This window comes from Clostridioides sp. LIBA-7678 (assembly GCF_056716065.1).
Genome location: NZ_CP196987.1, coordinates 3,180,116 through 3,194,163, shown reverse-complemented (window position 1 = coordinate 3,194,163; position 14,048 = coordinate 3,180,116). Strand labels below are relative to the sequence as shown.

Genomic DNA, 14,048 nt, shown 5'->3' with positions numbered 1-14,048 from the left:
TTAAAGCGTATAATAATTTAGGCAAAATTTTTTAAGAGGAATATTAGAGGAGAATATAATATGAAAAAATGTCTTTACTGTAATAGGGATATAAAGTCACCAAATAATAAATTAGCTATACAATATGATGACAATACAAATATATATCCATGTCGTGCAGAATGTAAGGAAAAAATTGAAGAATATATAGCGAAAAAACCTACATATAAATTTATAAATATATTAGAGGTTCTTTTAGGTGTGGGTGGAATATTTTGTTTTTTGAGTAAATGGACTATTGCAGCCCAAGTTGTACTTGGAATTGATGCATTGGTTATATTTTTATTTCCATTAGCAGGATTTAAGATGAATGGAAAGTTAAGTATGGAACAAACTAAGAATCAAAGTAGGTCTATTGCAATATCAATTTTAGCATTTATAGTAGTAATAACTGTATTGTATTTTAAACAAATTGGTAAGTAGAGCATAATTGAATAAGACATCATTAGAGTATGAGGTGAGTTTATGGAAGAAAGAAAATTAGCGCCAAACAATGAGAGAGAAGCTCTTATAAAAAGATTAAAGAGAATAGAAGGTCAAGTAAAAGGGATACAAAAGATGGTAGAGCAAGAACGTTATTGTGTTGATATACTGGTTCAAATATCTGCTATAAGGTCTGCTATAAACAGAGTGGGCACGATTATACTGGAAAATCATATAAAAGGATGTGTAGCAGAAAGCATCAAACATGATGATGGTGAGCAAACTGAAGAGATGATAAAAGAACTTATGGATACTATAAATAAATTTACAAAATAAGGAGGCGGTTAGTTATGAATCAACAAGGATTTATTATGGAAATTGTTGATGATAGAACTGCAAAATTAAAAATGCAAAGACATTCAGCTTGTGCTGCTTGTGGAAAGTGTGCTACTACAGATTCGGCAGAGTCGAAGGAAATATTAGTAGAAGTAGATAACACAATTGGTGCAAAAGTTGGTGACCATGTAGAAGTAAGTATGGATAATATGAATGTATTAAAAGCAGCTGTAATGGCTTATATAATACCACTTATAGCACTTCTTGTGGGAACAATAGGGACTTACTATATATTAGGTGCAATAGGAGTAACATCTGGTGTTGAAGCCATAAGTGGATTGGTTGGAATCTGTCTTACAATACTTTGTTATCTGTACTTAAAGAAGAATGACAAAAAATTCAGAGATAGTAGAGAGTTTATACCAGTAATAACAAGAATATTAATTGACCTTTAAAATAATTAAAAAAAAGCAATGTACTTTTTGAATAAATACCCAGTGTGTATTTGCAAAACTTTAGTACATTGCTATTTTTGTGTTTTATTTCGATTTTCTGTATGGAATAAAGTTTTTTCTGATTTTTAAAAGATTCAATGTTCTTACAAAAGAAGTTACAACTAATACACCTAATGCTATTGCAGCACTTAAAAATAATGCATCTGTACCTTTTGACATGGCCAAAGAATAATTTTTTTGAATCAAAGATAACATTGTATTGTACAATCCAATACCTGGTATTAAAGGAAGTATACCTGGTATTACGAACACAATAGCTGGTTGCTTTAATTTTCTAGCTAAAGTCTCACTACATGCTGAAACTAAAGCAGCAGCTATAAATCCTGCAAAAACTGCATTTGTAGTAAAATTAAATAAATAAACATACACAATCCAGCCAATTCCACCAGTTATTCCAGCTGGAAGAAGTAGATAAAGTGGAGCATTAAAGAAAACAGCAAATCCAGCAGTTGCAATGCCTGAAAATAAAAAATGTAAAATCATTGACATATCAGTCATTAGAAAGGACCTCCTATTCTATACCATGTATCAAGAACAAAACCAACTCCAGAAGCAATTGCAATAATAATCATAGCTGCATCAAAAGCACGAGAAATTCCTGATATTAAATTACCTGATATTAAATCTCTAATAGCTTTTATAAAGGCAACTCCTGGGAGTAGTGGCATTATAGCACCAACTATAAGCATCTTAGGGTCATTTAAAATGCCTATTTCAACTAACAGAACTCCTGAAAGTGCAATTAAAAAAGAGGATACTAAACAGGAAAATGCAGATATTGCACTTATCTTCATAGTTTTATCATAAGTAATCGCGGCAAAGATTGCTATTATAAATGTAAGTATAAAATTTAATACATAATTCCCTCCAAGCAAACAAGCAAAACAAGCAGATGCAATTCCTGTACAAGAGTAAAATAACCACAAAGGATAAGGTTTTACATCTTGGATTTCATAAAGACGTGCAATGGCATTATCAATATCATATTCTTTGTCGCTTACAAATTCTCGAGAAAAACTATTTAATAAAGAAATCTTATTTAAGTTTATACCTCTTGATTGAATCGTTTTCATAAATGAAAAGCCATCAAATTTTTCATCAGAAATAATTATTACTGTAGGAGTTGTAAAAATATTTACATGATAAAATCCTCTTGACCTGCATATCCTAAGGACACTGTCTTCAACCCTAGATGTTTCAGCTCCATTTTTTATCATAAGTTCCCCTACAAATAGAGCTAATTTTAGAATATTTTTCTTATATTCAAGCTCCTCATTTTGATTCATAAATACACCTCCAAATTAAAAACCGTAATATTGAAATTATACCAAATTTCTAAGCAATATTCCTTAATATATATATAAATTATATTATCTTTTTTTATTTAAAAATAGTCACATTTAAATTATATCCAATTAAAAGAATTAGACAATATTATTTATTATATTTTAACTTAAAAATAAAGAAAGTAACTATGTTAAATATAGAAAAATAGCAAAACACTTGACTATTAATTTGTAAAGGACTATAATAATAAATTATCATATTGATAAAAACGAAAATTATGAAATGTCTGTAAAAATAAAAATTAAATAATAACTAGGAGGAGTAATATGTTTGAGAACTTGAAAAAAGCGGACCCTGAGATTTATGAAAGTATGAAAAGAGAGTTAAAAAGACAACAAAGAAATATTGAATTGATAGCATCTGAAAACATAGTATCAGTTCCAGTGATGGAGACTATGGGAAGCCATCTTACAAATAAGTATGCAGAAGGTTACTCAGGAAAAAGATATTATGGTGGATGTGAGTACATAGATGAAGTTGAAACTCTTGCAATAGATAGAATCAAAAAAATATTTGGAGCAGAGCATGCTAATGTTCAACCTCACTCTGGAGCAAATGCAAATATTGGTGTATATTTTGCTATGTTAAAACCAGGTGATGTTGTTATGGGAATGAATTTATCTCAAGGTGGACATTTAACTCATGGTGCTCCAGTTAATATTTCTGGTCAGTATTATAAATTTTATGAATATGGCATAGACAAAAATAGTGGACTTATAGATTTTGATGAAGTTAGAAAAATAGCGCATGAAGTAAAACCTAAAATGATAGTTGCAGGAGCAAGTGCATATCCTAGAGAAATAGATTTTAAAAAATTTAGAGAGATAGCTGATGAAGTTGGAGCATTGCTTATGGTAGATATGGCTCACATAGCAGGTCTTGTTGCAGCTGGTCTTCACCAAAATCCATGTGAAGTGGCTGATTTTGTTACAACAACAACTCACAAAACTTTAAGAGGGCCTCGTGGAGGAGTTATTCTTTGCAAAGAAAAGTATGCTAAAGCTATAGACAAAGCAATATTCCCTGGAATTCAAGGTGGGCCTCTTGAGCATATAATTGCATCTAAAGCAGTTTGTTTTAAAGAAGCTTTAAGTGATGAATTTAAAGAGTATCAAGTACAAGTTGCTAAAAATGCAAAAGCTCTAGCTGAAGAACTTATTAAAAGAGATTTTAAATTAATTTCTGGAGGTACAGATAATCATTTAATATTATTAGACTTAACTAATAAAAATATAACTGGTAAAGCTGCAGAAAAAAGATTGGATGATGCTTATATAACAGCTAATAAAAATACAATTCCATTTGACCCAAATGGTGCTCTTGTTACAAGTGGGATAAGACTTGGTACTCCAGCTGTAACTACTAGAGGTATGAAAGAAGAAGATATGGCGATAATTGCTGAGGCCATAGACCTATGTTTAACTTATGATGAAGAATCTAAGGCTAGAACATTAGTTGTTGGATTAACTGAAAAATATCCTTTATATGAAGAATATAATATTATGGATTAATTATAAAGAATAATTAAATAAAGTATGTTTAAATAATTATAATGATTGTGTATGTATTTGAATATATAGATATAAAACCCAATTGGTATAGGAGATAATCTTCTATATTAATTGGGTTTTATACTTTTTAATTAAAACTTTAAGATTTCTTAAGAATTATACTAGGTTTTTCTAAAGATTTAAAGTCTATACTTATAAATATAGTAATTAGAGGAAAAGAAAGACTTTAATGAGGAGGGAATCTTATGAAAGTATTAATTCTTACAGGAAAATTTGGTATGGGTCATTACTCAGCATCAAATTCTTTAAGTGAAGATATAAAAACAAAATTTAATAATTCAGAAATAATAATTAAAGATATATTTGAATATATTATGCCTAACTATTCTGATAAAATGTACAAGACTTTTTCTATTCTTGTAAATCGGGGAAGTAGTCTTTATAATTTATTTTATAAATGTACAGAAAATGGAAAGAAAGATATAAAATTTACTTTTTCAGATTATTTTTTAACTAAATTAGACAAGTTACTTAATGAAATACAACCAACAGTAGTTATTTCAACTTTTCCATTTTGTTCACAATTAGTATCAAGATATAAGGAAAAGTATAATTCAAATCTTCCTTTGATAACATGTATAACAGATATAAGTAGTCACTCAGAATGGATTAGTAAAAATACAGATTGTTACTTAGTAGCTAGTAAATCTACGAAGGAAGAACTTGTTTTTAAGGGAATAGATGAAGAAAAAGTTAAAGTTAATGGTATTCCAGTAAAAAAAGAATTTAAAAAAATAGAACATATAAATCACTCAAATAAAAAAAATATACTTATAATGGGTGGAGGTTTAGGGTTACTGCCTAAGTCAGAACAGTTTTACAGTGAATTAAATAGTTTAGAAGGAGTAAAAACCACTGTAATAACTGGTAATAATAAAAAAATGTACTATAAGTTATCTGATAGATATGAAAATATAGAGGTAGTAGGCTATACGAATGAAGTATATAAATATATGAAAAATGCTGACCTTATTATTTCTAAACCAGGTGGAATAACTCTATTTGAAACTATTTATTCAGAACTTCCAATATTAGCATTTAATCCATTTTTACAACAAGAGATAAATAATGCTGATTTTATATTGAATAATAAGATTGGAAGAATACTTGATAAAAATAAAAAATACTATGTAGATGAAATAAAAGATTTAATTTATGATGATGCCACTCTTCAAGAGATGAGTAGAAATATGAAAGAATTAAAAAAACAGTTTGATAACAATACATTAGAAAATATTTTATTTTCATTTGATGAACAAGGAGAGTGTATAGAATGTATGTAGTAGGTTTAATTATAGTTGTTGCATTGATTTTTTTGGTACATTCAATTATACCTACATATTATAACAAACTATTAAATAAAGATGTATTAAAAATTATGACTAGAGAAAATGAAATTGCACTAACATTCGATGATGGTCCAGATAAGAGATATACAGAAAAATTATTAGATGTTTTAAAAGAAAATGATATAAAAGCCATGTTTTTTGTAGTTGCAAAGAATGCTGAAAAAGAGTCTGAAATTATAAAAAGGATGTTAAGAGAAAATCACATAGTTGGTCTACATTCATTGGAACATAAGAATGCATGGCTTTACAGTTATAATTATGTTAAAAAAGATTTTATGGAAAGTGTAAATATAATGAAAAATTTAGGTGTAGATATAAACTATTATCGTCCACCATGGGGTCATACTAATATATTTTCAAATTCATTTGTTAAAAAATATAATCTAAAAATGACATTATGGGATGTAATGGCAGAAGATTGGAGCAAAGATAGTACTGTAGAGATTATTATAAACAAATTAATGAGTAGGACAAAAGAAAATTCTATAATTTGTTTGCATGATGCGGGTGAAAATTCAGGTGGTGCAGTAGGTGCACCTGAGCGTACTATTGAAGCTTTGAAGATAGCCATTCCAAAACTTAAAGATAGTGGTTTTAAATTTGTAGCACCAGAAAGGATGTAGCTATGATAAGTAAAACTGAAAAGAAAAATAAATGCCTAGGTAGTGTTGCTTTTTTAGTTTTACTAATGGGCATAACAGGATACTTTGTTTTTAGAGGGCAATCAATTGAATCATTAATAAAATCATTAAAAGGCGCAAGCCCTATGTTTATACTAATTGGATTTATGATGATGATTATATATGTTGCTTGTGAAGGTATAAACATATATTTAGGTGTAAAAGCCTTAAAACAAAAAACTACTCTTTTAAAATGTATGGGATATGCTTTTATTGGATTTTATTTTAGTTCAATTACACCTTCAGCCTCAGGTGGTCAACCAGCACAAGTTTATTATATGAAAAAAGATGATATAAATATATCTTACTCTTCACTTATATTATTAGTTATTGTTGTTATTCATCAAGTGGTTATATTAGCATATAGTGGAATAATGTTCATTATGGAACGTGAATTTATACTAAACAACGTAAGTGGTATGAATATTTTACTAATATATGGTGTAATAACAAATGTAGCTCTTGTAGTTGGAGTAATCGCAATTATATTTTCAAAGAGACTGGTAAATAATTTTATAATATCAATAACAAACTTATTAGGAAAGTTAAGAATAATAAAAGATGTTGAAGGTTCAAGAAAAGTTATAACTTCTCAAATTGAAGAATATGTTAAAGGTGCCCAATATATAAAACAGAATCCAAAGCTTGTAATACAAATTTTAGCTATAACGATTATACAAATAACAGCTATGTTTTTAGTACCATTCTTTGTATACAAAGCTTTTCATCTATCAACATATACTGTATTTGAGATATTGGCAATACAATCACTACTAAATATTGCTGTTTCATCATTGCCATTACCAGGAGCTGTTGGAGCTTCTGAAAACAGTTTTATGACATTGTTTAAAATATTTTTCCCAGGTCATTTACTAGTTCCAGCAATGTTACTTAGTAGAGGAATAAGTTTCTATGCATTTGTAGCTATAAGTGGTTTGATATGTATTATAGTACATGTAAAATCTTCTGAAAAAGTTAAATCAGTAAAAAAAGTCATTTATGCAAGATAATATTATATAGATTATTTTTATAAGTATGTCAATTTATGTATACATGTTAATTGAATAGTAAATGTATTTACAATAGTAGAAAGTATTAAAACGTGTGACATTGCTAAGCTTTTGCTAATAAAGTATAATATTTTATATAGTTTGAAATATTTAAGAAATATAGCAAAGAAAGGAGCTTAGTGATGAATAAAGAGATTCCAAAAAAAATTTTAGTAGCTGATGATAATCCTGAGATTAGAGAAATTGTAGAGATACTTTTAACTGGTGAAGGTTATGAAGTTGTTATGGCTACAAACGGGGAAGAAGCTGTAAACTTAGTAGATAGTACGATTGACTTGATTATTTTGGATGTTGTCATGCCTGTAAAGACTGGGTTTGTTGCATGTAATGAAATTAGAGAAAAAACAACAGCCCCAATCTTATTTTTGACTGCAAAAACTCAAGATTCTGATAAAGTTATTGGATTTTCAGCAGGAGGAGATGACTATTTGTCAAAGCCTTTTTCATATTCTGAATTAATTTCAAGAGTTAAGTCACTACTTAGACGTTATTATATATATCAGGGAAAGGAAAAGGAAAGAGAGCCAAACATATTACATACAAAAGAATTATATGTCAATTTAGATACTCAAGATGTTACATTGAATGGAGAACCTGTATTTTTAACAACCATAGAATATAGTATTTTAGTACTTATGTTAAAAAATAGAAAGAAGGTTTTTTCATCTGAAAATCTATATGAAACTATTTGGGATGAACAATATTTTTATACAGCAAATAATACCATAATGGTTCATATTAGAAATTTAAGAAAAAAATTAGAAAAAGACCAAAAAAATCCACAATACATAAAAACTGCATGGGGGAAGGGGTATTATATTGATTAGCAAAATTAAGCCATCAAAGTTGGGTGTTATACTATTGATATATGTAGTAATCTCAGCTGCAGTGGCTTTTATTTTAAATATACCACTTTACTATACTGTTGAATCTATAGTAAAAGACGTGTCAGAAGGAAAGGTATATTTTAAAAGAGAAGTAGACCAACTTATGGATGATTTTCAACTTTATGTTACTGAGAATAATGTAAGTTCAAATGATGGAGATAATATAGCAAAATGGAATGGTGATAACTGGTTTGTTTCTATGAAGATATACAAAGGAAATAAGGTTTTTTATGATACATTATACTATCCTAATGAAGTACCAGATAAAAGTGAGGAAAATGAATTTTATAGTAGTTCTATGGCTAGAAATTATGAAATACAATTTTCTAATGTTAAAGCTGATATAGTTGTAATAGCATTATTTAGATTCAGATTTCAAAATTTTATAGATGCAATCTCTATTACATTTATGGCACTTACATTTATTATAACATTCCTGCTATTATTAAGTAGAAAGATAAAATACCTAAGGAAAATAGAGATGGGTATAAAGATAGTGGAGAGTGGTAGTTTAAAGTATAGAATTCCAGTCAAAGGGAATGACGAATTATCATCACTTGCATCTAGTATTAATGAGATGAGTCAAACATTAGAGCATCAACTTATAAAAGAAAGAGAAATGAAGAATAAAAATAAAGATATAGTAACTTCAATATCACATGATGTTAGGACTCCATTAACATCAGTAATATGTTACTTAGATTTAATTAAAGACCATAAATATAATAGTCCTGAGCAACTAGAACAGTATATAAAAAATGTAAGGTCTAAAGCATATCAAATAAAAGATTTAACTGATGACCTTTTTACCCATTTTGTCAATTCAGGAGAGGAAGTTTCCAAAGAATATGAAAAGATAAATGCAAATGAATTTATTTTTCAATTGCTTTTAGATAGTTCATATACATTGGAGGAAAAAGGCTTTCATATAACCATAGAGAATGAACTTTATAATCAGTATCATATTTATGTAGATGTAACACAATTTAGGAGAATATTTGATAACTTATGTTCTAATATAATAAAATACGCTAGAAAAGATAAACCAGTAGTATTTTTAATTAAAGTTGAAGATTCTAAATTATTAATTATACAAAAAAATAGAGTGAGTAATTTTTCAAAAAATGTAGAAAGTTTTGGAATAGGTATAAAAAATTGCGAAAAAGTAGTTGCACATCATAATGGGAGTATAAATGTAAACTCAGATGATGAAGAGTTTTCTATTGAAATATCTATCCCAGTAAAGAAATTATAAAAATTTAAATTTTATATTGTACAGTTAATAATTGTGTATCTATGAGCAAGTAACAAGTTAACTTACAAGACCATATAATATTATTATCTTAAAAAAAGGGGACATAATAATATGGTTTTGACAGGAGCACATTATATTTACATTGTATTTATGGTAATTATATTAATTACTATGATTATGAAAAAGGATACAATAGTACCATGTATATTGGGTGTTTTTTTCATGGGATTATTCTTTGAGAAAAATATATTTGGGGCTATAACAGCAGTATTCAACTCATTTATTATATCTTTAAATGAGTTGGGACCAATTATTTTAATTATAGCTATTATGGTTGCTTTATCTAAAGCATTAGAAGCCAATAATGCTATACAGTATATGGTAAGGCCATTTTCAAAAGTTATAAAAAATTCTAATACTGCATTTTTTGTAACTGGATTTGTCATGTTAATTCTTTCATGGTTTTTCTGGCCAACTCCAGCTGTTGCTTTAGTTGGAGCTGTTTTTTTACCTGTTGCTATGAGAGCTGGATTACCAGCAATTGGTGTTGCAGTGGCATTAAATTTATTTGGTCATGGTCTTGCTTTATCTACAGACTTTGTCATTCAAGGGGCTCCAAGTATAACAGCTGGTGCAGCAGGAGTTGCAGTATCATATGTTATAAATGACGGTATGATTCTATTCTGGGTAATGGGAATTGTAACGATATCTATGGCACTTTATACATTGAAAAGAGACATTAATAAGGGAATGTTTAGAGAAGAACTCAAAGATTTTGAAAGTGAAGAAGTGGAAGAGTTTAATGGAAAATCTAAAATAGCAACTATTTTAGTAGCTTTAGGATTTCTTGCTGATATAATTGCAATGTATGCATTTGACCTAAAAGGAGGAGATGCTTCAGCACTTTTAGGTGGTACAGCAGTGTTTTTAATAATCATTATAAATACCATAAATTTTGGAAAAGATAGTCTTGAAAATGTCTGTGAGAATATAATTGATGGTTTTGTATTTGGTATAAAAATATTTGGAGCAATTATACCAATAGCAGCATTCTTCTATATGGGTGAAGTTGCACCTTTAACAGGCGTATTTGGAAAAGTATTAGCACCAGGCTCACAGGGCTTATTATCAGATATAGGCATAGCTCTTTCTCAAACAATACCGCTTAATAAGTTTGCTGTATCAGGTATAGAAACTATAGTAGGAGCAATAACTGGACTTGATGGTTCTGGTTTTTCTGGAATTTCATTAGTAGGCTCACTTGCTTCTGTGTTTGGAACAGCTATCAATGCAAGTGTTGGTGCATTAGCTGCATTAGGACAAATCAGTGGTATTTGGGTAGGGGGAGGCTGTTTAGTTCCTTGGGGACTTATCTCAGCAGCAGCAATTTGTGGAGTCAGCCCAATAGAGTTAGCAAAACGAAATTTTGTCCCAGTTATAACTGGGTTGATTGTAACAACTATAGTAGCAATGTTTATTATTTAGTTGAGTAAATAAGCATTAATTATATGCAAGTTTAAATAAACCTTGATTATATACAAATAAAAAATAGAGGTATAGCTGTAATTTATAGTAATGATTTTACTAACATTAAGCTATACATCTATTTTTTATTGATATTCTTCTATTAAATGATTTATATAGAAGATATTTTTATATTGTACTTTATAATGCTTAATAGACTATGTCAATTTGTAGATTTTAGATACAATTTAAAGTATTAATATTAATACTTTAAAAGTTCAAACTCATATCCTAGCTTTCTTGAATCTGATATAATATTATTTAAAATTTCTGTACTAGTTTTGGAAACTGCATGTAATAGCAAAATAGAGCCATCATGTAAATTATCCATTATTTTCTTATTTGCTTCTTCATGTGATGGTTGTTTTTCAGTATCCCAATCCCTGTATGCAAAACTCCAAAACACAGTCTTATATCCTAAGTTTTTAGTCATTGCTAAACTTTTCTCTGAGTACTTGCCCATAGGAGGTCTGAAAAATTTAACCATATCTTTTCCAGTTGCATCCTTATAGAGTTTTTCAACATCAGAGAATTCACCATTAAAGCTTTTTAAATTACTTGTTTTTGTTGGCATAGATGGATGAGATTTACTGTGATTTCCAACTATATGTCCTTCAGACACCATTCTTTTAACTAAGTCTTTATTTTCCTTTATGTATGGAGATGTAACAAAAAAAACTACTTTAACCTGATTTTGTTTTAAAATATCTAGTATCTTTGATGTATATCCATTTTCATAGCCCTCATCAAATGTAAGGTATAAAGTTTTCTGGCTATCTTTTTTAGGTCCATTATATATGGCATCATAGTCAGAAAATTTAAAATCAATGTCAGTATTTACCTCTGGGGTCTTATGTTTAGTGTTTGGTATGTAAAACCAATCAAGAGTGGTGTTATCTAAAGAGGATACATCTAGTTTGTCACTATCATTATTAATAGTATCTTGTTTTGATGGTTTATCTGTTCCATCTGAAACGACAACATTGGAAGTATCCTTATCGCTATCTAATTCTTTATTATCTTCTTGTGACTGTGTTTCTTTATTTTGGTTTGTATTTTGTTTGCTCTGTGAATTTGAACATCCAACAATAAAAAAAACAGATAGACAAATTAATGCTAAAAAATATAATATCTTTCTAAACATTTTGAAGCTCCTTTCTAAATTAATAACAATTGTACATAGTATCATTATAATTGTAAATTCTTACTAATAATAGTTACATCTTTGAAAATAAAGTCATGATAGTATTACAAATAGATGAATAATCGATAAATTTAAGAAAAAATGAAAAAAGTAGTTGACCATACTAGAATAAGATGTTATTATAATAAATGTGCTCAACAAGAAGTAAAAAAATAACAAGCACAAAGAAGCAAATTAAATGAAATGAACTTTGAAAATTAAACAGTAGGTTAATTTATAAAACAAGAAACAAACCATAAAGCCAGATATTTTGATAACAATAGTATCTGAGCCTGATAAACTTTTATTTGAGAGTTTGATCCTGGCTCAGGATGAACGCTGGCGGCGTGCCTAACACATGCAAGTTGAGCGATTTACTTCGGTAAAGAGCGGCGGACGGGTGAGTAACGCGTGGGTAACCTACCCTGTACACACGGATAACATACCGAAAGGTATGCTAATACGGGATAACATATTTGAGAGGCATCTCTTAAATATCAAAGGTGAGCCAGTACAGGATGGACCCGCGTCTGATTAGCTAGTTGGTAAGGTAACGGCTTACCAAGGCGACGATCAGTAGCCGACCTGAGAGGGTGATCGGCCACATTGGAACTGAGACACGGTCCAAACTCCTACGGGAGGCAGCAGTGGGGAATATTGCACAATGGGCGAAAGCCTGATGCAGCAACGCCGCGTGAGTGATGAAGGCCTTCGGGTCGTAAAACTCTGTCCTCAAGGAAGATAATGACGGTACTTGAGGAGGAAGCCCCGGCTAACTACGTGCCAGCAGCCGCGGTAATACGTAGGGGGCTAGCGTTATCCGGATTTACTGGGCGTAAAGGGTGCGTAGGCGGTCTTTCAAGTCAGGAGTGAAAGGCTACGGCTCAACCGTAGTAAGCTCTTGAAACTGGGAGACTTGAGTGCAGGAGAGGAGAGTGGAATTCCTAGTGTAGCGGTGAAATGCGTAGATATTAGGAGGAACACCAGTTGCGAAGGCGGCTCTCTGGACTGTAACTGACGCTGAGGCACGAAAGCGTGGGGAGCAAACAGGATTAGATACCCTGGTAGTCCACGCTGTAAACGATGAGTACTAGGTGTCGGGGGTTACCCCCCTCGGTGCCGCAGCTAACGCATTAAGTACTCCGCCTGGGAAGTACGCTCGCAAGAGTGAAACTCAAAGGAATTGACGGGGACCCGCACAAGTAGCGGAGCATGTGGTTTAATTCGAAGCAACGCGAAGAACCTTACCTAAGCTTGACATCCCAATGACATCTCCTTAATCGGAGAGTTCCCTTCGGGGACATTGGTGACAGGTGGTGCATGGTTGTCGTCAGCTCGTGTCGTGAGATGTTGGGTTAAGTCCCGCAACGAGCGCAACCCTTGTCTTTAGTTGCCATCATTAAGTTGGGCACTCTAGAGAGACTGCCAGGGATAACCTGGAGGAAGGTGGGGATGACGTCAAATCATCATGCCCCTTATGCTTAGGGCTACACACGTGCTACAATGGGTAGTACAGAGGGTTGCCAAGCCGTAAGGTGGAGCTAATCCCTTAAAGCTACTCTCAGTTCGGATTGTAGGCTGAAACTCGCCTACATGAAGCTGGAGTTACTAGTAATCGCAGATCAGAATGCTGCGGTGAATGCGTTCCCGGGTCTTGTACACACCGCCCGTCACACCACGGGAGTTGGAGACGCCCGAAGCCGATTATCTAACCTTTTGGAAGAAGTCGTCGAAGGTGGAATCAATAACTGGGGTGAAGTCGTAACAAGGTAGCCGTATCGGAAGGTGCGGCTGGATCACCTCCTTTCTAAGGAGAATTACCTACTGTTTAATTTTGAGGGTTCGTTTTTACGAATACTCAAAATTAGC

The 14,048-nt window shown here is 31.0% G+C and carries 13 protein-coding genes and 1 rRNA gene; 11 read left to right on the top strand and 3 right to left on the bottom strand.

Annotation, left to right across the window (positions count from 1 at the left end; translation table 11 throughout):
* The first annotated feature begins 60 nt into the window (after nt 1-60).
* From ACTG46_RS15010 to ACTG46_RS15000, 3 genes are read left to right on the top strand one after another with little or no spacing between them, the layout of a single operon-like run.
* Nucleotides 61-462: a hypothetical protein gene (locus tag ACTG46_RS15010; RefSeq protein WP_054271306.1), complete on the top strand. Its 402-nt coding sequence runs from the start codon at nt 61-63 to the stop codon at nt 460-462.
* 42 nt (nt 463-504) lie between these two features.
* On the top strand, nt 505-798 hold the full coding sequence (locus ACTG46_RS15005) for a metal-sensitive transcriptional regulator (RefSeq protein WP_021385716.1): 294 nt from the start codon (nt 505-507) through the stop codon (nt 796-798).
* Between the two features lie 14 nt (nt 799-812).
* Complete coding sequence (locus ACTG46_RS15000) at nt 813-1,253, top strand: SoxR reducing system RseC family protein (RefSeq protein WP_054271305.1); 441 nt, start codon at nt 813-815, stop codon at nt 1,251-1,253.
* 84 nt (nt 1,254-1,337) lie between these two features.
* Here ACTG46_RS15000 and ACTG46_RS14995 read toward each other — a convergent pair whose 3' ends face one another.
* Both ACTG46_RS14995 and ACTG46_RS14990 read right to left on the bottom strand, forming a co-directional pair.
* The gene (locus ACTG46_RS14995) at nt 1,338-1,811 is read right to left on the bottom strand and encodes a threonine/serine exporter family protein (protein ID WP_054271304.1); all 474 of its coding nucleotides are present in this window, start codon (nt 1,809-1,811) and stop codon (nt 1,338-1,340) included.
* Entirely contained in the window at nt 1,811-2,599 is a 789-nt protein-coding gene (locus ACTG46_RS14990) for a threonine/serine exporter family protein (protein ID WP_054271303.1), read from the bottom strand. Before ACTG46_RS14990 ends, ACTG46_RS14995 begins: the two co-directional genes overlap by 1 nt.
* A 327-nt stretch (nt 2,600-2,926) precedes the next feature.
* On the opposite strand from ACTG46_RS14990, the gene ACTG46_RS14985 reads away from it, so the two are divergent.
* The 7 genes from ACTG46_RS14985 (at nt 2,927) to ACTG46_RS14955 (ending at nt 10,957) form a co-directional block, all read left to right on the top strand.
* Entirely contained in the window at nt 2,927-4,171 is a 1,245-nt protein-coding gene (locus ACTG46_RS14985; protein WP_054277337.1) for a serine hydroxymethyltransferase, read from the top strand.
* 245 nt (nt 4,172-4,416) lie between these two features.
* Nucleotides 4,417-5,514: a monogalactosyldiacylglycerol synthase HexS gene (hexS, locus tag ACTG46_RS14980; protein WP_054277336.1), complete on the top strand. Its 1,098-nt coding sequence runs from the start codon at nt 4,417-4,419 to the stop codon at nt 5,512-5,514.
* Nucleotides 5,505-6,203 carry a polysaccharide deacetylase HexD gene (hexD, locus tag ACTG46_RS14975; protein WP_479923082.1) on the top strand — a complete coding sequence of 233 codons (699 nt, stop codon included), beginning with the start codon at nt 5,505-5,507 and terminating at the stop codon, nt 6,201-6,203. The genes hexS and hexD overlap by 10 nt, the downstream gene beginning before the upstream one ends.
* Before the next feature lie 2 nt (nt 6,204-6,205).
* Nucleotides 6,206-7,270, top strand: a complete 1,065-nt coding sequence (hexF, locus tag ACTG46_RS14970) for an aminohexosyl-hexosyldiradylglycerol biosynthesis protein HexF (RefSeq protein ID WP_054277334.1) — start codon at nt 6,206-6,208, stop codon at nt 7,268-7,270.
* Between the two features lie 182 nt (nt 7,271-7,452).
* Nucleotides 7,453-8,157: a response regulator transcription factor HexR gene (gene hexR / locus ACTG46_RS14965; RefSeq protein ID WP_054271298.1), complete on the top strand. Its 705-nt coding sequence runs from the start codon at nt 7,453-7,455 to the stop codon at nt 8,155-8,157.
* Nucleotides 8,150-9,472: a sensor histidine kinase HexK gene (gene hexK, locus ACTG46_RS14960; protein ID WP_074178830.1), complete on the top strand. Its 1,323-nt coding sequence runs from the start codon at nt 8,150-8,152 to the stop codon at nt 9,470-9,472. Before hexR ends, hexK begins: the two co-directional genes overlap by 8 nt.
* A 111-nt stretch (nt 9,473-9,583) precedes the next feature.
* Nucleotides 9,584-10,957, top strand: coding sequence for a hypothetical protein (locus tag ACTG46_RS14955; RefSeq protein WP_479923081.1), 1,374 nt, complete (start codon nt 9,584-9,586; stop codon nt 10,955-10,957).
* Between the two features lie 241 nt (nt 10,958-11,198).
* Here the strand turns inward: ACTG46_RS14955 and pdaA are convergent, their stop codons facing one another.
* A complete protein-coding gene (gene pdaA, locus ACTG46_RS14950; protein WP_479923080.1) occupies nt 11,199-12,140 on the bottom strand; it encodes a delta-lactam-biosynthetic de-N-acetylase in 942 nt (313 codons plus the stop codon).
* A 343-nt stretch (nt 12,141-12,483) separates the two neighbouring features.
* On the opposite strand from pdaA, the gene ACTG46_RS14945 reads away from it, so the two are divergent.
* Nucleotides 12,484-13,986 (top strand): 16S ribosomal RNA (locus ACTG46_RS14945).
* Nucleotides 13,987-14,048: the final 62 nt, after the last annotated feature.

What these genes read in the sequence shown, in the direction of transcription:
- hexS (WP_054277336.1), top strand. Translation starts at nt 4,417, where the DNA reads ATGAAAGTATTAATTCTTACAGGAAAATTTGGTATGGGTCATTACTCA.
- hexF (WP_054277334.1), top strand. Translation starts at nt 6,206, where the DNA reads ATGATAAGTAAAACTGAAAAGAAAAATAAATGCCTAGGTAGTGTTGCT.
- ACTG46_RS15010 (WP_054271306.1), top strand. Translation starts at nt 61, where the DNA reads ATGAAAAAATGTCTTTACTGTAATAGGGATATAAAGTCACCAAATAAT.
- ACTG46_RS15005 (WP_021385716.1), top strand. Translation starts at nt 505, where the DNA reads ATGGAAGAAAGAAAATTAGCGCCAAACAATGAGAGAGAAGCTCTTATA.
- ACTG46_RS15000 (WP_054271305.1), top strand. Translation starts at nt 813, where the DNA reads ATGAATCAACAAGGATTTATTATGGAAATTGTTGATGATAGAACTGCA.
- hexD (WP_479923082.1), top strand. Translation starts at nt 5,505, where the DNA reads ATGTATGTAGTAGGTTTAATTATAGTTGTTGCATTGATTTTTTTGGTA.
- ACTG46_RS14955 (WP_479923081.1), top strand. Translation starts at nt 9,584, where the DNA reads ATGGTTTTGACAGGAGCACATTATATTTACATTGTATTTATGGTAATT.
- ACTG46_RS14995 (WP_054271304.1), bottom strand. Translation starts at nt 1,811, where the DNA reads ATGACTGATATGTCAATGATTTTACATTTTTTATTTTCAGGCATTGCA.
- pdaA (WP_479923080.1), bottom strand. Translation starts at nt 12,140, where the DNA reads ATGTTTAGAAAGATATTATATTTTTTAGCATTAATTTGTCTATCTGTT.
- hexR (WP_054271298.1), top strand. Translation starts at nt 7,453, where the DNA reads ATGAATAAAGAGATTCCAAAAAAAATTTTAGTAGCTGATGATAATCCT.
- ACTG46_RS14985 (WP_054277337.1), top strand. Translation starts at nt 2,927, where the DNA reads ATGTTTGAGAACTTGAAAAAAGCGGACCCTGAGATTTATGAAAGTATG.
- ACTG46_RS14990 (WP_054271303.1), bottom strand. Translation starts at nt 2,599, where the DNA reads ATGAATCAAAATGAGGAGCTTGAATATAAGAAAAATATTCTAAAATTA.